Annotated in this window: 12 protein-coding genes; 8 read left to right on the forward strand and 4 right to left on the reverse strand. The window is 56.0% G+C overall.

Annotated features, from left to right (window positions below; translation table 11 throughout):
- Positions 1–48 precede the first annotated feature (48 nt).
- From MUN86_RS25730 to MUN86_RS25760, 8 genes are all read left to right on the forward strand, one after another.
- Positions 49–1,275, forward strand: a complete 1,227-nt coding sequence (locus MUN86_RS25730) for a glycoside hydrolase family 130 protein (protein ID WP_245126871.1) — start codon at positions 49–51, stop codon at positions 1,273–1,275.
- Between the two features lie 19 nt (positions 1,276–1,294).
- A complete protein-coding gene (locus tag MUN86_RS25735; protein WP_311182440.1) occupies positions 1,295–2,203 on the forward strand; it encodes an AGE family epimerase/isomerase in 909 nt (302 codons plus the stop codon).
- Between the two features lie 32 nt (positions 2,204–2,235).
- Entirely contained in the window at positions 2,236–2,517 is a 282-nt protein-coding gene (locus tag MUN86_RS32005) for an AGE family epimerase/isomerase (RefSeq protein ID WP_311182465.1), read from the forward strand.
- A gap of 1,320 nt (positions 2,518–3,837) precedes the next feature.
- Positions 3,838–7,038: a SusC/RagA family TonB-linked outer membrane protein gene (locus tag MUN86_RS25740; RefSeq protein WP_245126872.1), complete on the forward strand. Its 3,201-nt coding sequence runs from the start codon at positions 3,838–3,840 to the stop codon at positions 7,036–7,038.
- A gap of 28 nt (positions 7,039–7,066) precedes the next feature.
- A complete protein-coding gene (locus MUN86_RS25745; RefSeq protein WP_245126873.1) occupies positions 7,067–8,761 on the forward strand; it encodes a RagB/SusD family nutrient uptake outer membrane protein in 1,695 nt (564 codons plus the stop codon).
- An 89-nt stretch (positions 8,762–8,850) separates the two neighbouring features.
- Entirely contained in the window at positions 8,851–9,975 is a 1,125-nt protein-coding gene (locus MUN86_RS25750) for a glycan-binding surface protein (RefSeq protein ID WP_245126874.1), read from the forward strand.
- Between the two features lie 151 nt (positions 9,976–10,126).
- Positions 10,127–11,356: a glycoside hydrolase family 27 protein gene (locus tag MUN86_RS25755; protein ID WP_245126875.1), complete on the forward strand. Its 1,230-nt coding sequence runs from the start codon at positions 10,127–10,129 to the stop codon at positions 11,354–11,356.
- Positions 11,357–11,554: 198 nt separating this feature from the next.
- Positions 11,555–13,462, forward strand: a complete 1,908-nt coding sequence (locus tag MUN86_RS25760; protein ID WP_245126876.1) for a glycoside hydrolase — start codon at positions 11,555–11,557, stop codon at positions 13,460–13,462.
- 240 nt (positions 13,463–13,702) lie between these two features.
- Here the strand turns inward: MUN86_RS25760 and galA are convergent, their stop codons facing one another.
- The 4 genes from galA to MUN86_RS25780 form a co-directional block, all read right to left on the reverse strand.
- Positions 13,703–16,480, reverse strand: a complete 2,778-nt coding sequence (galA, locus tag MUN86_RS25765) for a beta-galactosidase GalA (protein ID WP_245126877.1) — start codon at positions 16,478–16,480, stop codon at positions 13,703–13,705.
- Between the two features lie 254 nt (positions 16,481–16,734).
- A complete protein-coding gene (locus MUN86_RS25770) occupies positions 16,735–17,694 on the reverse strand; it encodes an ROK family protein (protein WP_245126878.1) in 960 nt (319 codons plus the stop codon).
- 74 nt (positions 17,695–17,768) lie between these two features.
- On the reverse strand, positions 17,769–18,851 hold the full coding sequence (locus MUN86_RS25775) for an SGNH/GDSL hydrolase family protein (protein WP_245126879.1): 1,083 nt from the start codon (positions 18,849–18,851) through the stop codon (positions 17,769–17,771).
- Positions 18,852–18,861: 10 nt separating this feature from the next.
- Positions 18,862–20,361, reverse strand: a complete 1,500-nt coding sequence (locus tag MUN86_RS25780) for a sialate O-acetylesterase (RefSeq protein ID WP_245126880.1) — start codon at positions 20,359–20,361, stop codon at positions 18,862–18,864.
- Between the last annotated feature and the right edge of the window lie 236 nt (positions 20,362–20,597).

Raw genomic sequence — 20,597 nt, forward strand, 5'->3', positions numbered from 1 at the left:
TAAAAGTTACCAACAGGAAACTGTCTCACTTACTTCGGTTCTAACGTCATGACAACTCTTTTTGACAACCGTCTTCGCGCGCTCCACGCCCACCACGAATCCCTTGTATCGGCTGCCAACCTGCCAGAAGAGTTAGGCAATGGCGTCATCAAACGCTACCAGCACCCTATATTGACTGCCGCCCATACGCCGCTACCCTGGCGCTACGACTTGAACCCTGCTACCAATCCGTACTGTATGGAGCGAATTGGTATCAATGCAACCTTTAATGCCGGCGCTATTAAGTGGAACGACAAGTACGTGCTGGTCGCGCGGGTAGAGGGCGTGGATCGTAAATCGTTTTTTGCAGTGGCTGAAAGTCCCAATGGCGTCGATAACTTCCGCTTTTGGGAGTATCCCATTGTGCTTCCCGAAACCGAGGAGCCGGAAACCAACATCTACGATATGCGCCTGACTAAACACGCGGATGGCTGGATATACGGTCTGTTTTGCACGGAGCGCCGCGACTCAGCAGCCCCAGCCGGTGACCAGGCGGCCGCGGTAGCGCGTTGCGGCATTGCCCGCACCAAAGACTTAATAGCGTGGGAGCGTTTAGCGGATTTGAAAACTAACTCGGCGCAGCAGCGCAACGTGGTGCTGCACCCCGAATTTGTATCAAACAAATACGCTTTTTATACGCGGCCTCAGGACAGCTTCATCGAAGCCGGTATGGGCGGTGGGATAGGGTTTGCGCTATCCAACTCCATAGAGCAGGCCGAGGTAACGGAGGAAGTTATCATCGACCCCAAGCGCTACCACACCGTGTACGAAACCAAGAACGGGTTAGGCCCCGCCCCCATTAAAACCGAGCAGGGCTGGTTGCACCTGGCCCACGGCGTCCGCAATACGGCCGCCGGTCTGCGCTACGTGCTTTACCTGTTCCTGACTGATTTACACGACCTGACCCGCATCATTCATAAACCCGCCGGCTATTTTATTGCACCAGAAGGTGAGGAACGGGTCGGAGACGTGTCGAACGTAGTGTTTAGCAACGGGTGGATTGCGGACGCCGACGGTCAGGTGTTTATCTACTACGCTTCGTCTGATACCCGCATGCACGTGGCGACGTCCACTATCGCTCAGCTACTCGACTACGTGATGCACACGCCCGAAGATGGTTTTCAATCCAGTGCTTCAGCCCAAACTATCTGCGACCTGATTGATCGTAACAAGGAATTTGCTGCTACCAATGAGGTTCGTTTTGCCGCCACGCACCAAAACGGAGTAGGGTACTAGGCTCAACTTTTATCACTGCATGCTTGAACAACCGCCCGTTGGCTTGGCCTCCACGATGCCCCTTGCTGATTCGTTTCAACGCGAGCTATCCGCCATTCTTTCCTACTGGAGCACCCATACGCTGGATGAAGAATACGGCGGGTTTCACGGAAAGATAGATAGCAACAATTGCGTGATACCCCACGCCCCCAAAGGCTCGGTACTACATGCCCGTATTTTATGGGCCTTCTCGGCCGCTTACAACGCAACCCAGCGGGTGGATTACCTGCCGGTGGCTACTCGCGCTTTCCAGTACCTAAACCAGTTTTTTATTGATCCGGCGTACGGTGGAGTGTACTGGACCGTCGATTACCAGGGGCAGCCACTGGACACGAAAAAGCAAATCTATGCTTTGGCGTTCGTGCTCTACGGAATGGCGGAATATCACCTAGCCAGCGGCAACGCCCAAGCGCTAACGCTCGCTCAAGAGCTGTATCGCACCATTGAGTTGCACAGCTACGACGCCGAAAATGGAGGGTACTTGGAGGCTTTAGCCCGCGACTGGACCCCTTTAAAGGACTTGCGTTTAAGTGCTAAGGACGCCAACGAAAAGAAAACCACGAACACGCACCTGCACGTGCTGGAGGCGTATGCTACCTTATACCGGGCCTGGCCCGATGCGCTACTCAAGCAACGGCTGGTTGAGTTATTGAACCTCTTCGCCGACCGTATGATTGACCCCGCCACCCATCATTTAAACTTGTTCTTTAACGAGCAGTGGGTGGCGCGGCCCGATGTTATCTCGTATGGACACGACATTGAAGCGGCGTGGCTGTTGTTGCAAGCCGCCGAGCTGATAGGAGAAAAGACTTTGGTTGTCCGCTTCCAGCAGCTGGCAGTAGCCCTCGCCCTCGCCGCCGCCGAAGGCCTAGCGGCGGATGGGGGCTAAATTATGAATACGAGCCGACTCAGCAGCACTTAATAGCCGAAAAGCACTGGTGGGTGCAGGCGGAAGCGATGGTTGGTTTTCTCAACGCCTTTAATTTGACGAGCGACCCGCAGTTTTTCAACTACTTTCTGGCTGTTTGGGAGTTTACGCAGCGCTACCTTATCGACCACGAACGCGGCGAATGGCACTGGGGGGTTAACGCTGATTACAGCTTAATGCCGGGAGAAGATAAGGCAGGCCTGTGGAAATGCCCCTATCATAATAGCCGCGCTTGCCTAGAGATTCTGCAGAGGCTGGGAACTATGCCTCAGTAGGAAAGCCCGTGTCCCCGTAAAGATGGAGTTGGGCACAGTAACTGTTCTGCCTGGCTGCTTAAGCAAAAAGTGAGTAGGCGGAGCGCAACTGACAGTGTTTCAATCTCCATGGCTAGCTCCTTCCCGCAAATTGTACACAACGACGTGCCGCCGACGCGGATACTACTGCATGCCGGCAGTTTCTATGAGTGAAGATCAAAGCATGAGCAACCGCTGCTGTTGGAGTTTCAACTAAAATAAGTAGTTGAAATCTCATCTAACTGCTTATTCTTGCCCGGCACGGTCGCAAGCAACAGGGGGAGCGGCGAAAAGCTTCTAGGCTGGCTCAATGACGAGAGGCACTTACGTGCTCACTGCCTGACTAACACTGAATAGACTGGCTGAAAAACATAGTGATAGTTCTGCATATAAAATGATAAAATAGTATCATATCGCATTTGGTTCATCTGATGATTCGGCAAAAGAAGTAGCGGGATTATATCTAAAGAATTTGTTGCTGCACCAACTTTTATTGTGACGCTCATGTCCATGTTAGTGGCAACTGATAGTGCCTCTGTCGTTGACGTTTAAACAGCTACAATAGGCTTTAAGGCAAAATCAATAGTGGCCAGGCATTAAAATGATTCCGTTTAGATGACTTGTATTGTTGACAATTAGAACGGTCATACTGCTTCTTCGACTGGCCATACGAGTAATCTAGTGAAGTTTACGCAGGATAGAGTCACGTATAAAATTTTGTCATTTAAGTTAATACTACCAATTATGCGTCATAAAAGTATCATATTTATTTTATGACTTTTCAAATAAAAAGTGCTGCTTATCTACAACACAATCATTCAGTATTGCATTTTATAAGTAAAGGGGAATTTATTGGCTGTTGAAGCCTGCAGAACAATCGATTGCCTACCAATGAATCAACTCATATTTCTCGTAAATTTCTATCGAAAACGATTTCGGAGTCAGCACATCTACGCTTTAGTGGTCCTCAAAAATACTAAGTGTACGAGTGCTGATAAGGGATGTAAGATAATACAAAGCACTATTAATAAGTGTTTTGTATCTTAATAGCCTTTCGGCAATTAATTATAAATACAATTTTTCAACCCTTTTGTTGACCATTGTGCCGAATCACTGAAGTCAACGAGCTCACTACTCGCCTAAGTGAAGCACGCGACGCGAATGAGTGGTCCATTGTAGCGTCTTACCTCCCAGTTTAAAGTTGCCTGCCTGCTTACCAAGCAAGTAGAGAACTAGGCTTGTTTATGCCTTTTTTCTCTTGCTGGCTTGGCCATAAAATTTCCCATCCAACTCATTTTCTCTATGAATAAGACCTTACCCCTTTTCCTTTTGGCCACCCCTCTGCTAATTCCATTGGTATCCAATGCGCAGACTGTTGTGAAAGGAACTGTTACAGATGCGGCAAATAAAAGTGGTTTGCCCGGCGTCAGCATAGCCGTGAAAGGGACCAGCACGGGTACGATCACGGATGCAACGGGAGCTTATTCGCTTGGGGTCCCTGTTGGTAGTAACACCCTGGTTTTTTCTTTTATAGGGTATGAAACCAAAGAAATAGCGGTAAATGGCCAGTCGACTTTCGATGTGCAGCTGCAAACCGACCAGAAAGCCCTGGAAGAAGTGGTCGTAATCGGCTACGGTTCCGTGAAAAAGAGTGATGTCACCGGTGCCGTATCGTCCGTGAAAACCGAGGACATCCTCAAAACGATTCCTACCAGCATCAACCAGGGCTTACAAGGGCAAGTAGCGGGTGTACAAGTGAACCGTAGTGACGGGGCACCCGGCGCGGGCATCAGCCTGACTATTCGCGGCGCCAACTCCTTCACGGGCAGCGAGCCGCTCTATGTTATCGACGGTATTCCTTTTACCTCGCCTTCCGCTACAGGTTCCTCCGTCGGGGGGGCCAATCCTTCGGGCGGTACCGGGCAGTCAACTAACGCCTTGTCCTACATCAATCCGCAGGATATCGAGTCGATGGAAATCCTCAAGGACGCCTCGGCCACCGCTATTTACGGCTCGCGCGGGGCTAATGGGGTCGTACTGATTACCACCAAAAAAGGCAAAGCCGACAAAGACCGGATCGAGGTAATAGCCAACACCAGCATCTCGGAAATCTCGCGGCGGGTGAAAGTGCTCGATGCGTATCAGTACGCTCAGTTCCAGAACGAAGCTCAGCTCAATGCCGAAACCTACAACGGCTATACGCCTGGCACGCTGCCTTTCCCCGGGGTTCGGGGCTTCGATGCTACCATTGGCGACTCGACTTACTTACCTGCACCGGAAGACTTTCTCAATGGTACGGCCGGCGAGTCATACCCGGAAAACTTCCGGGGTACTGATTGGCAAAAGCAGATCTTCCGCCGGGCCATCACCAAGGACTATACCCTGCGCATGTCGGGCGGCAGCGACAAAGGCACTTACTCGGTATCGGGTAACATGCTCGATCAGCAGGGTATCATCGTCAATTCCGGCTTTAAGCGCTATGGCTTGCAAGCCAATATTGTGCGGAAAGTGCACAAGTGGATTGAGCTTGGCACCAGCAACAACATCACCTTCACCACCTATACTCTAGGGAAGACCAACTCCAACGGCAACGAGGCGAGCATTATCAGCTCGGCGCTGTTTTTCCCCGCTACGTATCCGGTTTCCTCCCCGGAGTCTAAGGCGCGGGAGGATGCAACTTCCTGGTATGCCGCCGCTAACCCCTACAACTACACGCGCACGGCCAAGGACCAAACCCACTCCACGGGCATCTACTCCTCGACGTACGCGCTGCTCACGTTCACCGATTACCTCTCGTTCCGCCAGAACCTAGGGGTGAACTACAACGTGAACAACCGCGAGGTGTACTACAACCGGCGCTTGCAGGAGGCGCGCACCACCAACGGCTACGCCTACTCCTCTGACGACACGTGGCGCGGCATTACGCTGGAATCTATTCTGAATTTCAACCGCACCTTCCACCAAGATCACAGCGTCAACGCAGTGGCCGCGGTAACGCGTGAAACCGGCTATTCCTACTACCGGAATATGTCGGTGCGGGGCTTTCCCGACGACCTGTTACAGAACAACAATATTGGGGCTGGACTCAATCAGAAAACCCTGGGCAGCGGCAAGTCCGAAAATGGCTTGTTCTCCGTGCTAAGCCGAGTAAACTACAGCTACAAGGGCAGGTACCTAGCTACAGCCTCTTTCCGTCGCGACGGTTCCAGCCGCTTCACCACGAAAAACAAGTACGCCAACTTCTCCTCGTTTGCCCTGGCCTGGAACGCCGGTGACGAAGCTTTCGTGCAGGATTTAAAGCTTTTCAGCACCCTGAAATTCCGGGCTGGTTACGGCCAAACAGGCAACCAAGGTATCGGCTCTTACCGCTCCTTACCGATGTTCGCTTTCTCGGCTTACCCCATCAATGGCGCCCTCCAGCCAGGCTACGCCGATGTGACTTGGCGCGGACCGGCTGATGTGAACTTGCGCTGGGAAACTACGGATCAGTTCAACGCGGGGGTGGATATGGGCTTTATGCAAAACCGCTTCACTGTGACGGTGGATGTCTACCAGAAGAAAACCCACGATTTGTTGCAGCCCATTCAGATTCCGAACAGCACAGGTTTTACCACGCAGCTCACCAACTTCGGTACCGTTGAAAACAAGGGCCTGGAAATCGCTGGAATTGGTCAGTTAGTAACAACACCTAAGTTCAATTGGGGCATCAATGCCAACATCTCTTTCAACCGGAACCGGATGCTAGACCTGCCCGGCGACCAGTTTGCCGGTAGCCTCTACAACAACTTCGACAACTTCTTCTTGCAGCGCAATGGCCAACCCATCGGGACGGTGTACGGCTTCGTGGAAGATGGCTTCTACGACAACCTAGCCGAAGTGGTAGCTGACCCGAACTACGCCGGCCAGTCGGAGGCGGTGCAGCGCATGATGATCGGGGAGATTAAGTATAAGAACTTCGACGAAGATCCCGCCATTACGGCCAAAGACCGCCAGATCATCGGCAACACGAACGCCAACTACAACTTCGGTATCACCAACAACTTCAGCTACCGCAATTTCAACCTGAGCGTGTTCGTGCAGGGCGTTCAAGGCAATGACATCGTAAACACCAACCTGTACCAGATTCGGATGGGCAAGGTGGCGAACCTGCCGCAGTTCGTGTACGATGGCCGCTGGACGCCCGAAAACGCCGCCAACGCTACTTGGCCAAAAGCCTTGGCCGCCGATACGCGCCAGCCGCGCTTGTCGGACCGCCTAGTGCAAGATGGCTCCTACGTGCGCCTGAAAAACATCAACGTGGGCTACTCTTTTAAGAAGCCCACCTCTTTCATCGACGTCGTCAACGTGTACGCCAGCGTAAGCAACGTGCTGACCTTCACCGACTACAAGTGGTTTGATCCGGACGTCAATGCCTTCGGCAGCGATGCCTCTCGCCGGGGCGTCGATATGAACTCCTATCCCAATAGCCGCACCTACACCCTAGGGGTGAGCGCTGGCTTCTAATCTAATCAGAAAAGTAGTCTCTCGTCAGATGAAAAAAATACCACTACTCGCCCTTTTCTTTGCCGCTACGCTCGCTACCACGGCCTGCACAGACTTCCTGGAAGAAAAACCGCTGGACTTTGTTACCCCCGATCAGGTAACGGATCCAGTATTCGTAGCCAACGGCGCGCTGAATGCTCTCGCCTCGGGCTCGATGTTTCGCTACGGCCCGTTTCCGAACCTGTGGGATTATGACTCCGATGATGCCACCGGACCTAGCTGGGCGTTCGGCGACGTAGGGGCCGGCAACTACCAGTCCTACTGGGGCATCGACACCGGCTGGAACGGCCCCTATACGCTGATTCACCGCTGCAACTTCGGCATCTCGCAGATCACGGCCATGACGACGGTGGATGAAGCCACCAAGCAGAATGCGTTGGGCCAGCTGTACTTTCTGCGCGGGTGGGCCTACTTCCTGCTGGTGCGGGCCTACGGAGCGGTTCCTGTATTCGAAAAGGCCGTGACGGAAGGCGCCGAGCCGCAGCAGCCCCGCGTGCCGGTAAAGGATGTGTACGCTACCATTATCGACAACCTGAAGCTGGCCGAAGTTAACCTGAAATCGACCAGAGACGCCGGGTACGAGCCAGGGCGCCCCAGCAAAGGCGCGGCCAGCAGCCTGCTCGCCAAAGTGTATCTCACTATGGCGTCGGGCTCCCTGCCCGGCGGCCAAGTAACGGTAATGGGCGGCAAAGCCTTTCAATTGGTCGGCGGCAAGAAGGTGTTGTTGGCGCCCCAGGCCCTTACGCACACCAAAACCGTAGTAGCGGGTCTGGAAGGGCTGAATTCGGCTGAATACTTCAAGCTCGCTCGCGATAAGGCGCAGGAGGTAATAAGCAGCGGCGAGTACTTTCTGTTCCCTTCGCACGCCGAGGTGTGGACCGTAGCCAACCGCAACCGCGGCGAGCATATCTGGGCGTTGCAGAGCATTTCCGAAAATCCTGATTTCGGCAACGAAATCTCCCTGTTTCGTCGGGGCCGCGTTGACCCTAGCAAGGCCGACCAACTCGAGGGCGGCTGGATTGGCACTTCCTACCAGTGGTATCATAACTTCGAGGAGAATGATCAGCGCATCACCGATGGGGTGCTGCACCGCTGGAAGATGTGGAGCAACACCCAGTTCCATTACTATCCGCTCAGCGATAGCTCGGTTGTGAAAGGCGTGGATAATAGCTCAGCCGCCGCGGCTAAACGCGCCAAGTACGGCTACCAGCCCACCGACGTGTCCGCCCTGGATGACGGCCGGATCGGGCGGCTGCGCAAGTTTGAGGCCGTGACCAAGAACACGGTTACCCTGGGCGACTTTCACTTCCCGCTGCTGCGCTACCCCGACGTACTGCTAACTTTCGCCGAAGCCGATAACGAAGTGAACAGCGGTCCGACTCTCGCCGCAAAAGGCGCAGTGAACCAGATTCGCCGCCGCAACGGGGCCTCGGAAGTGGGCACCCTGAACCAACAACAGTTCCGCTCCTTCGTGCTGGAAGAGCGCCGCCGCGAGCTAGCCCTGGAAGGCGACCGACGGTGGGATTTGGTCCGTTGGGGGATCTACCTGCCCGTAATGAACGCCATCGACATCGACGAGAACAACGTGATAAAGCGCCGGCAGCCGAAGCACTTGCTGTTTCCAATCCCGATTTCGGAAGTCAATGCCAACAAGCTTATCGGCGGCAATAACCCAGGCTGGTAATATCTAGGGCTTTTCCTGCTTTCTCTGCGAAGGAGTTGCTCCTGGAAAAGCAGGACAAGCTGCCTCTCACACCTCACACGGATACAGCAATGAACTCTTATACTCATTTTAACAAGCTAGGTGCCTTGGCCTTGCTGGTCGGCGCATTGTCGTTCTCTTCCTGCAAAAAGGATGACAACAACGTGTGCGGCGGCACGCCTGCCATCACCCAGGTCAGTAGCGCCACCGACCGCACGGCGTCGATCGCCAAAGGCAACCTCGCCGATTGGGTTATCCTTCAGGGAAACAACTTCTGCAACGTGCAGAAAATCGTCTTCAACGACGTAGAAGCTAGCCTAGAGGATGCGTACATCACGCCTACGGAAATCACGGTGCGCGTGCCGCGGGTGATACCCAAGGAAGTAAACAACAGGATCAGTTTGGTTACGGCGGCCGGCGCCGTTGAAACGGCGTACACTCTTTCTATTCCGCCCCTGGTAATCGCCGGAATGAGCAATGAGTACACGCCGGCAGGGCAGCGAATGGCTGTTGTAGGCCAAAATTTGGACCTGTATGGCATTACACCGGAAACCGGCAAAGTGCTCTGGGCGGGTACTGTGCTGCCTATCCTTAAAACAACGGCCGATTCGGCGTATTTCATGGTGCCGACCTCGGCGGCAAAGGGCGCCACGGTGAAAGTTGTGGATGCCAACAACGTGACGCGCGACGTGCCTGGTCAATACAGGGATGACCGAAACATAATCTTCAGTTATGATATGGGCGGTAGCGTGTGGGGAGCCGATACCTATATTACGACGGCGGCAACTCCTGGTCCGGTTAATGGCAAATACCTCCGCGTCAACAAAACGATTGGCGCCTGGGAGTGGACTGAGTTTTCGGCCAATAACCTGGCTATTCCGAATGATGTGATCGTTAACCCTGGTAACTATGCTCTCAAATTTGAGGTGAACACGCTGAAGCCATTTGGCACCAACGTTATTAAATTCCTCATCGACGGAAACGCAGGTAGTGTAAATACCTACCAGTGGAAACCTATAGTACCCTTTAATACCCGTGGCAAGTGGAGTACGATGTCTATCAAGCTGAGCGACATTATCAACACGCCGCTGCTGCCCTCTAAAGCCCAGCACGAATTCAAATTCCTGTTTCACGGAGATGGCGCGCTCGACGCAGATATATCCTTTGACAACTTCCGGATAGTGCCGAAAGATTAAGGGTAAACAGAGTAGAAACGTGTGTTCTCGCCGTGGTGCTCGAGGCTGTACCACCGGTTCTACGAGTTTATCTATTGCCTATAGTAAGCTGATACTCCTACCCTTTTGTTCGATCAGCTTAACAAGAAGTACAAATAACTTCACCCCTTTAATGAAAAAAACCGCGCTCTTACTACTGAGCTTGGCTTTCTCCTTGCCAGGATTCAGCCAGGGAAACAACTACACCCAGAATTACAAGAAGTACGACAACCTAGCCCTAACGCCCCCGATGGGCTGGAACAGCTGGAACAAATTTGCTTGCAACGTCGACGAAAAGCTGATCCGGGAAGTAGCCGATGCCCTGGTAGCAACGGGCATGAAAGACGCTGGCTACACCTACATCAACATCGACGACTGCTGGCACGGCGAGCGGGATGCGCAGGGCTTTATCCACGAAGATCCGAAGCGTTTTCCCTCGGGCATGAAGGCACTGGCCGATTACATTCACTCTAAAGGACTGAAGTTCGGCGTCTACTCCGATGCGGGCTCGCAAACCTGCGGCGGCCGGCCCGGCAGCCGCGGTTACGAGTTTCAGGACGCGCAGGTGTACGCCAGCTGGGGCGTCGATTACCTTAAGTACGACTGGTGCAACACGGAAGGCCTCAAAGCGGAAGGCGCCTATAAAACCATCACGGCGGCGCTACGCAAAGCGGGCCGGCCAATCGTGCTCAGCATCTGCGAGTGGGGCAACGACAAGCCTTGGGAATGGGGTCCAACCGTTGGCCACCTGTGGCGCACGACCGGCGACATCTACAACTGCTTCGATTGCATCAACGACCATGGCACCTGGAAATCGTGGGGCGTGATGCAGATTCTGGACAAGCAGGACGGCCTGCGCCAGTACGCCGGCCCCGGCCACTGGAATGATCCTGATATGCTGGAAGTCGGCAACGGTATGCCCGCCAACGAAGACCGCGCTCACTTCACCATGTGGAGCATGATAGCTGCTCCGCTCATCACCGGCAACGACCTGCGCAAAATGAGCAAGGAAACAACCGAGATCCTGACCAACCGTGAAGTGCTGGCCGTCAACCAGGATAAGCTAGGCGTGCAGGGCTTCAAACAGTCTACTAAAGACAGCGTGGAAACTTGGCTGAAGCCGCTGGAAGGCGGGAAATGGGCTGTTACATTTCTGAATCGCAGCCGTAAGCCCCAGCCGGTTCGCTTCGATTGGCAAACCACGCCCATCACCGACGACTTGTCGAAGCAGGAGTTGAATGCAACCAAAACCACCTATAAAGTCCGCAATCTATGGGCCAAGAAGGATGCGGGTACCACCAAGAAGGCTTTCGCTGCCACGGTACCCGCCCATGACGTGGTACTACTGTTGCTGACGAAATAAACAGGGTCTTAGTGTGCCCCAGAAAAGCAGCCAGTAGCCACTCTGGCTGCTTTTTCTGCTTTTATCCCTCCTCTTGGCCATTTGACTCGAGAGATAAATCAACCAGAACAAAACCGACATTCTTGTGAGCAAGTATATTCCTGGTCCCCCCGTATTTGGCAAGCTTTACTTTTTGCCTTTTTACTGCTCAGTACATCCGTGCAAAAAGCAGCCGCCCAGGTAGAAGTAGCGCCCTGGGGTAACCTCACTGGTATTCGAACTGATGGGCAGCTACTGGAATTTGCGACTAGCTTACGCCTCGTAAAAGTTGATGGCCACGTAACGGAAACCGGCAAGGAGCGCCAACGCCCCAAATACACGCGGGCGGGCAACCAGCAACTCATCACCACTCAGTTGGACAGCCTCGATTTCGTGGAAACCGTGCAGGATACCGGGCCGGGCCAGGCCCGCGTGCAAGTACAGCTCACGGCCCGCAACAGTATGCCCGACAGTAGCGGTGCGTATTTTAGCGTGCAGCCTCCCACTGCCGTCTACCCGGCCAGCAGCGCGGTAGAAGTGCGGGATGCCCGTGGTACCGTGCTAGCTACGGGCACCCTCGCTAGTTTAAATTTGCCAAACACCCCTGCCAGCAGCATCCGCTTGGTGGCTCCTACCCGGCAGCTTACCATCACTTTCGGCGAGCCAATGCCGGTGCAACTAAAGCAGGAACGGGGCCGAGAAGGGCCGTACTATCGGTTCTACCTGCCTTTGCTGACGGGTAGCGCGCAGCGAGGGCAAACAACGCAAAAGACGTTCACCTTCCAAGCCACCGGTAGCATCGACCAGTCACCTATTAACCTGACGCTGAACCCGGCGCAACCCGGCCGGCCGTTTGCCGGCTTTGGGGGCAATTTTCGCCTGCAAAACCCGAAAACCGACCCGCAGGTGATCGATTATTCGCTGCAAAACATGCGCGTGGCCTGGAGCCGGGTCGAGATGCCTTGGCAACTGTGGCAGCCCCTCCAAGACCAGGATCCCACGGCGGCGGCCCGGCAAGGCAAGCTGCACCCGCACGTACGCGAGTCGATGGAAATGGCACAGAAGCTCAGCAAGCAGGGTATTCCCATTATTCTCTCGGCTTGGTCGGCGCCGGCCTGGGCCGTAGTGGGCACCCCCGCGCGGGGTAGCGGCCCCGGGCCGGACGGCAAGTGGGGCAACCCCCTCGAACCAAGTAAGTTGCCGGCCAGCTATAAATCTATTGCCGACTACATTCAGTACCTCAAAGACCAGTACGCCGTGGACGTGGCGCTGTTTTCCTTTAACGAGTCGGACCTTGGGATCAACATCCGCCAGACCGGTCAGGAACACGCCCAGCTCATCAAAGAGCTCGGCGCGTACTTCGCTAGCCGGGGCCTGAAAACCAAACTGTTGCTGGGGGATAACTCGGACGCGAACAGCTATGAATTTATGACGCCGGCCTTGCAGGATGCCAGCACGCACCCCTACATCGGGGCCGTGTCGTTTCATTCGTGGCGAGGCTGGGAAACCGAAACTTTGCAAAAATGGGCGGCGGCGGCCGAGCAGCTTCGACTCCCCCTGATTGTGGGCGAGGGCAGCATCGACGCGCAGGCCTGGGGCTACCCAGCTATTTTTCTGGAGCCGACTTATGCCCTGGAAGAAATCAGCTTGTATATGCGGCTGCTGGCCGTGTGCCAGCCGTTTACTATCCTACAGTGGCAGCTCACGGCCGACTATTCACCCATGGCGGGCGGCGGCATCTTCGGCGATAACACGCCGCTGCGACCTACGCAGCGTTTCTGGAACCTGAAGCAATTTGCATCTACTCCTGAAAACGTGATGGCCCTGCCCATCACCGCCGACCGGCCTGACGTAGCCGCGGCGGCGCTGGGCAACAACCAGAAAGGCACTTATGTGGTGCACCTCGTCAACAACGGGGCTACTCGCCGCGCAACGCTAACCGGCGTACCCGCAACGGTGAAAAAGCTGCGCGTTTACACCACCGACCAAGCCCGCGCCATGCAAAAAGGCAAGCCTGTCAAGGTGAAGAAAGGCACGGCCCAGTTTGCGCTGGAGGCCGGCACCTATACCACCCTGATGACTAAGTAGGCTCTGCCGCTATCATTTGAAGCATAAGAGTATCGCTACAAACTGTCATGTACAGGCTGCATTGTGGCTGATCGAAGCGGGAGACAAGTCTTGGTTATTGAATAGTTACTACTAAGCGCTGTGCTCTTAGTTTCTATCAACAACTCAGGTAATAAAAAACGGTCATGCCGCACTTGTCGCAGCATGACCGTTTTTTATTACCTGAGTCTGCTTCACAATTAGGCCAAGCTATGCTCTCGGTTAAAGCACAGCGGGACGAGCTGTTGCTTTTTCAACTTTCAACTTGAGCGCAGCCGTTTTTAAACCTTTTGCCGTGGCAGTGAGGGTCACCGTGCCGGGCTCTTTAGTGGTTTGAATCAACACTTGGGCCAGGCCATTAAACGTGTTGCGTTTCCAGGGAGCCGCTGGGGTAAGCACCTGGATGGTACCGGGGTTGGTGTTCACCACATCCCAGTCGTGCTCCTTCGTCAGGGGAGTCGCCACTATCTCGATGGTGTTCCGGCCGGGTTTCAAGAGGGTCGGGGCCAGATGAAATACGTTGCCTTCCGCACTTTGCTTCAGGTCTTTGGCTATTTCCTGGCCGTTGATATAAAGGTGTTGCTGCTGACCAATGCTATTGTAGAAGAATGTGACTTGGCCTTTGGCAAAATCAACTGGCAACTCGAAGCTACCTTGGTGGCGGTAAGCGGGAGCTAGATTTTTGTAGTCGCGCTTTACGAATGCGGGTTGCCAAGTTGCTGGTTGATTCTGCTTACTCGCCGCTACGCCCGCCGCCAAACCAGATACGGGCGTTTCCTGCATGCCTTGAATAGCTGCCACTTGGATAGCTTCCACGAACTTCTCTTTTTCCAGCGAAGTAGGGTTGCCGTTGCCAACCCCGATAATCTTGGCGGGACCAGTCACGGAAAAGGTGATTTGCTCGTTAGCGGTCGGTGCGGTTAAGTTGCGATGGTCGGCAACGGCCACCGTCACCACAGCCAGGTCCTCGCCGTCGGCTTTAAGGGTTGCTTTATGCGGCGTCAGGTGAATGCCAGCGGCTTGACCGGTGGTTTGGACGACCTCATGCAGCGTCTGGCGGCCGTTTTTGTAACCATAAGCTTCCAGCGTGCCCGGCGCGTAGTTGACTTTCCAGGCCACGTGGGAGTTGCGCGGCACAGCCTGTTTGCCCAGGCTCTTCTTGTTTAGAAACAGCTCGACTTCGTCGCAATTGCTGTAGGCCCACACCTCGATGGGCTGGCCCTCGCGACCCGGCCAGTTCCAGTGCGGCAGCAAGTGCAGGGTCGGCTGCTGACTCCACCACGACCGGAGGTAGTACGCGTTATCCTTCGGGAAGCCGCACAAGTCCATCATGCCGAAGTAGGACGTTACCGACGGCCACCGGTAAGGCGTGGCTTCCCCGCGGTAATCGAAGCCCGTCCAGATAAACATGCCGGCCAGATAGGGGCGCTCGGCGTAGAAGCGCCATCCTTCCTCGATGCTGTAGAAAGCAGGCCGGGGCTTTTGATCGTAGGCGGCGGCGTAGTGTTTTTGCGCGTCGGTTACGTACTCGCCGCGGGTGGCAAACGTGGAGCCTTCTTCGGTGCCCATGCCCGGCTGGGCCGGAAACCGCCGGTGGTGCGCGTCAACGTCGCCGTTGCCTAGGTAGTTGTAGCCCATCACTTCCACCACATCGGAAATGCCGCTTTGAAAACCGCCGCTGATACCAGCCGTGCAGAGCCGCGTTGAATCCAGGCTGTGCACGTAGGTTTGCATGGTGGTGGCGATGCGCGCGCCCCTGATGCTGTTTTCAATGCCCCATTCCTCGTTGCCAATCGACCAGCTAATGATACTCGGGTGGTTACGGTCGCGCAGGATCATGTCGCGCAAGTCTTCCTGCATCTGGTAATTGGTGCCCATTAAGCGGTTCTCGTCAATCACCAGCATACCAAGCTGGTCGCAGGCCGCCAGCAGCTCGGGCGTGGGCGGGTGGTGCGAGCAGCGGTAGGCGTTCGAGCCCATAGCCTTCAGCGCCTTAATGCGGAAATACTGCAACTCGTCGGGTAGGGCTGTGCCTACCCCGGCGTGGTCTTGATGGTTGTTGGTACCCTTCAGTTTTACGGGCTTGCCATTCAGGAAAAAACCTTCTTTGGCATCAAACCGGACGGTGCGAATGCCAAACGGCGTGTCGTAACGGTCCACTTCCTGATTATCTAGAAGAACGGTCGTGCGCAACGTATACAAGTAAGGCGCTGCCAAATCCCACAGGTTGGCATCGGCGACCGGCAATTGCAGCGTGATTTCTCGCGGCTGAAACGGCGACAGGAATACGGCGTCCTGTTTTTTGCTGGCTACCACGCGACCTTGGGCGTCGAGGATGGTTTGCGTAACCGCGCAGGTTTGCGCCTTCTTTCCTTCGTTCAGAAGGTTAACCCGGGCCGTGATAGCGGCCGTCGTGGCGGCCACCCGGGCCGTGACCCACGTACCGTTGGGGGCGACGTGCACGGGGTTGGTTTTGGTGAGCCATACGTGCCGGTAAATGCCCGCGCCCTCGTAAAACCAGCCTTCGGGCATGGTGGCATCTGCCCGCACGGCCACTACGTTGTTGCCGCCGTAGTTGACGTAGTCGGTGATGTCATAGCGGAAGCTGTTATAGCCGCTGGGCTCGGTGCCGAGGTAGTGGCCGTTCACCCAAACCTTGGAGTTGCGGTACACGCCATCAAATTCCAGCGCCAGCTGCCGCCCAAGATCGGTAGCCGGGATGGTAAACGTTTTGCGATACCACCCCACGTTGGTCGCTGGAAAGTTGCGGCCAGTGGCTTTGTAGCCGTGGCTGTGCTGGGCAGTGCTGTCGAATGGCAGCTCGACGGCCCAGTCGTGCGGCAAATCGAGCTGGCGCCAAGCCCGGTCATCGAACGTGGAACTTGCCGCTCCGTCGCCGTAGCCGGCCTTGGCGAAATAGGAAAAGTAGCTGGTGCCGTTGGTAAAGTCCTGGTTGGTGTCGAAGGGGTGCCCCAGGGCAAAGCGCCAGTGAGCATCCATTGAATACCGTTCTCTACCCGGTTCAGGGGGGGCTTGTGCAAAGGAAAAGTGCGCCCAGCACAGCAAGTTGATAAAGAAAAGATTCCGAAAAAGCATACGATGACTAAGGTTACTATGGTGATAGACCAGCAAGCAACACCACAAAGCGACGGGCTCACTTACGGCTACGGACGAGACAACTTTAGCTAGGCTCTATGGACGAAGGCCAAGCCCGCAAGACAACGTATTTGCTCGGCCGCAGCCTACGGCATTGCTCAAGCTGCATACGCCGGAACTGGCACGGGCTCCGCAACCAAGTAGGCCGCCCCAAACACGCCTGCGCTGTCACCGAGGAGGGGTTTAACTATCGGCGCCTCAAACTGATGGTCAAAAATGTGTTGCTGAATTTTAGCGACGCCTGCTTCATAGAGACAGTCAATGTTGCCTACCCCGCCGCCAATCACAATCACATCGGGGTCAAGAAGGTTGATTACATTGCTGAGCGCGAGCCCGAAAAAGTTGAGCAGGCGCTCCATCGTTTGGCTTGCGGCGGCGTCGTGGCCCCGGCCGGCGCGTTCCACTATTTCTGGCAGGCTACGCGGCTGCTGGCTGTGGCGGGCATAAAACCGCTCCAAGGATGGACCGGCCAAAATGCTTTCCGTGCAACCGGTTTTACCGCAAAAGCATAGGTCCCCTCCCATCGTACTCAGGTAGTTGTGGCCCCACTCGCCGGCAATACCGTGGTAGCCCTCCAGAATTTGTCCGTTCACAACTAGGCCGCCGCCCACGCCGGTACCGAGGATGATGCCGAATACCACTTTGGCATTGGGAAAGCGCTTTTTCACGACGCCCAGCCGGGTTTCGGCCAGGGCGAAGCAGTTGGCATCGTTGGCCAGGGCTACGCGCATACCCAGCAGTTGCTCGAGGTCGGCGCGCACGGGCTGGCCGTTGAGCACCGTCGCATTACAGTTCTTCATAAGCCCCGACTTCGGGATGGTCGTGCCGGGCGTGCCAATGCCCACTTGCTCGGCGCGGTAGCCGGCTGCCGCCTCCAGGTGCTGCACTAATTGGGCTACCTGGCCGAGGATGTGGCTGTAGCCGTGCGCTACCCCCGTGGGTACACGGTGCCGGAATAAGACCTCCGGTTCTTGGGCCGACTTTAAAATGACACCCTCTATTTTAGTGCCGCCCAGGTCGATACCCCACAGGTTGTGTTGTTGATTGAAGTGTGCCATGTAGTAAATATTAGTTGGAGAGTTGCCGGAAAACCAGCGCCTCCTATAGTTGAGAAAGGAGAAGCAAATGCTGCTTACCACCCCAGGCTGCTCTTTAGGTAGGCGATGAGCTCAGCGGCAATAAGCTGATGCTCTGCCAGGCTAGGATGGCTGTCGCAGCCACTGGTATAGCTGCGCGAAAAGAAAAACTTATGCACCCCCGCATCGCCCGTCGCGTTGGCCTGCGCAACTACGCTCGTTAAGTAACGCTGCAACACGGTCGTGAGCCGGGCGTCAGCCATGGGACTGGTCAGGCACACCAGTTGCGCCTTGGGGTAGTGCCGGCGCAGTTTCTGCAGAAACGATAGGTAATTGCGGCAAAACGCCGCCGAGTCCTGTACCCCGTCGTTTTGACCCAGGCAAACGGTGACTAGGTCGGGCTGGTAGCGGCGGAAGTCCCACGGCAGCAGGTTCTCGCGCAGGTTGATTTTATCGTATACCTGGGGCATAACCAGCGGTAAGTCGCAGCAACTGTGCATCAGGCCGATGCCCGATACTGCGGTTAGCTGCCACTCGGCGCTTAGGGCCCGGGCGGTGGTAGGGCCATACGCCTGGTAGGCATTGTGCTGATCTTGCCATTGCCCCTTCCCGCACGGCACCACCGATTCATCGCTGCCCGTGCCACAGGTGATGGAGTTGCCGATAAACTCGATGCGCCGCGTAGGCCGGGCCGCCGGGGGAAGCAGCTGGGCGCAGTGCAGGCCCACAAACTCCAGGTAGCCGATGTTCGATTCAGTGTTTTTGCACACCGTGAGCGTGTGGACCTGGCCGGGTAGATTCTCGGCTACGGTCACCGTGTTTTCTTTCCCCGTTAAGAGTAGGCGTGACAGCTTGCCGTCTACTACCACTTCCAGGTAATTGTGCTTGCCCCACAGCATCTCATCGTTGACGACCACTGCGCAGGACGGTCCCGCAAACCGAGCGGTGAAGTACGCCCCTGGCGCCCAGCAGCGGGGCTTTTTGACGTCGCTGAAATCGATGCGCCCAGTGTACTGAATATTCTGGTTGTCGGCTGCATAGAAGGTAGTCGGCTTGGGCGGCTGTGCTGCCAACGTAGGCAGCGACAGAACCAGTAGCACGGCGGCGACGTATTTCAGGTGAGAAAGCAGAGAACGCATCGTAAAGAAGCTAGAGTTTGCTGGCCGCGCCCGTTGGCACATCGGTACGGAACGGCACCGCCGGCAGGCCTTCGCGGTTGTAGAGGTTGCCCAGGGGGTTGTTGGCCCAGCTATAGCGCACGGCTACTGGCACCGGTACGGCCGCGCAAGTCAACACCACTTTGGTTGGACCGGCAAGTGTCGCGGCGGCCCAATGAAACTGCCCATCAAGCCCGGCTACGGCAAAGCCACTGAGCGTCGTGGTTCCGCTTCTCAGCATCAGGCCCGAGCCCGTGTTGCCGAACGTCAGGCGCACCTGCTTATCGTCCACGCGCATGCGTTGGAAAGTGGGGCCGGTGGCTACTATTTTCTTATCGCCGTACGCCACTTGGCGTGCTACCAGCGCTAGGCGGTGACCCACGTCCTGCTTATTGGCGGGGTGAATGTCGTCGGGGTCGCCTAGGTCGATGGCCACGGCCATGCCCGTGCGGGGTAGGGCCAGCGCCAGCGCCTGGGCTTCGCGCACTTCGGCCCAGTCGGAAGGGCCGGGCAAGGGTAGAGTTTTAGTGAAGTTGGCGAGCTGCACAAACAAGAAGGGCAACTCAACTCCCCAATGGGCGCGCCAATCACGGATAAGGGCTGGAAACAGGGTGCGATACTGCGCGCCCCGGCCGGTGTTGCTTTCACCCTGGTACCAGATAACCCCCTTCAGCGCGTAGGGGTGCAAGGGCGCTATCATGCCGTTGTAGAGCACGGTAGGCGTAATTTGAGCATCTTTCTCGGGCGTAGCCGGGCGAGCCGGGCGCTGCGTTAAAGCGGCTAGTGGGGCTTGGAAATCGGGCAGCTGACGCAGGGATTCGGCACTCACCCAAGCTTCGGCCGGCGTACCGCCCCAGGGGCTGCTGATTATCCCAATCGGCACGTGATAGTGCTGGTGCAAGTCGCGGGCAAAAAAGTACGCCACGGCCGAGAAGCTACCGGCGGTGGCGGGGCTGCACACCTGCCAACTATAGCCTTCGCTCTCTTTTTGGGGCTGATACGCCACCACTTTCTGCACCGTAAACTGCCGGATCTGCGGGAAGTTGGCCATGGCTACTTCCTGTTCGGCATTCAGAATCAGGGGGTACGCCCCAGGGGCCGGGGCGTTTTTGTCGCGCAGCGGCAGCTCCATGTTCGACTGACCGGAAGCTAGCCACACGTCGCCTACCAGCACATCTTCCACCGTGAGCGTATTCTGCCCTTTGATAGTAATCGTGTACGGCCCACCAGCCGGCGTGGCGGGTAGGGTTACCTGCCACCGTCCCGCCGCATTGGGAGTGGCTGAGTAGCTGTGCCCCCGGAAGGTTACCCCTACCTGCTCGCCGGACGCCGCCCAGCCCCACACGGGCACCGGCACGTCGCGCTGCACAACCATGTGGTTGCCCACCAGCGCCGGCAGGCGCACCGTTGCGTGAGCCGTCGAGCCTAGGCTGGCGGTTAGCATCATTAGCAGTTTCTTAGGGTTGCTGAGGTACATAAAAAGGAAAGACATACGATGGGCAACGGAACTACGCGGGGGCCTGCTTCGGGTGAAAGCTATTGGCCAGCAGCTGACTTCTAGATCTCGGCCACTCGCGCTTCAAAGCGGGGTAGCTGGTCAGCCCCTCGGCTGGCTATTGGGCTTCGGCGGAGTCTAATGCGAGCAGCTGCTTTACCATGTCGAGGGTTAAGGTTCGGGGGTTCTTCTCATTCTTTAGTTGTTCTACCGACTTGCGGGTCGCTTCCAGG

Source organism: Hymenobacter volaticus, assembly GCF_022921055.1.
Classification (GTDB): domain Bacteria; phylum Bacteroidota; class Bacteroidia; order Cytophagales; family Hymenobacteraceae; genus Hymenobacter; species Hymenobacter volaticus.

Bases quoted from the DNA above. Each gene is read 5' to 3' on its own strand.
- MUN86_RS25775 (WP_245126879.1), bottom strand. From the start codon at position 18,851: ATGCGTTCTCTGCTTTCTCACCTGAAATACGTCGCCGCCGTGCTACTG.
- MUN86_RS25755 (WP_245126875.1), top strand. From the start codon at position 10,127: ATGAAAAAAACCGCGCTCTTACTACTGAGCTTGGCTTTCTCCTTGCCA.
- MUN86_RS25745 (WP_245126873.1), top strand. From the start codon at position 7,067: ATGAAAAAAATACCACTACTCGCCCTTTTCTTTGCCGCTACGCTCGCT.
- galA (WP_245126877.1), bottom strand. From the start codon at position 16,480: ATGGATGCTCACTGGCGCTTTGCCCTGGGGCACCCCTTCGACACCAAC.
- MUN86_RS25770 (WP_245126878.1), bottom strand. From the start codon at position 17,694: ATGGCACACTTCAATCAACAACACAACCTGTGGGGTATCGACCTGGGC.
- MUN86_RS25750 (WP_245126874.1), top strand. From the start codon at position 8,851: ATGAACTCTTATACTCATTTTAACAAGCTAGGTGCCTTGGCCTTGCTG.
- MUN86_RS25780 (WP_245126880.1), bottom strand. From the start codon at position 20,361: ATGTCTTTCCTTTTTATGTACCTCAGCAACCCTAAGAAACTGCTAATG.
- MUN86_RS25740 (WP_245126872.1), top strand. From the start codon at position 3,838: ATGAATAAGACCTTACCCCTTTTCCTTTTGGCCACCCCTCTGCTAATT.
- MUN86_RS25735 (WP_311182440.1), top strand. From the start codon at position 1,295: ATGCTTGAACAACCGCCCGTTGGCTTGGCCTCCACGATGCCCCTTGCT.
- MUN86_RS25730 (WP_245126871.1), top strand. From the start codon at position 49: ATGACAACTCTTTTTGACAACCGTCTTCGCGCGCTCCACGCCCACCAC.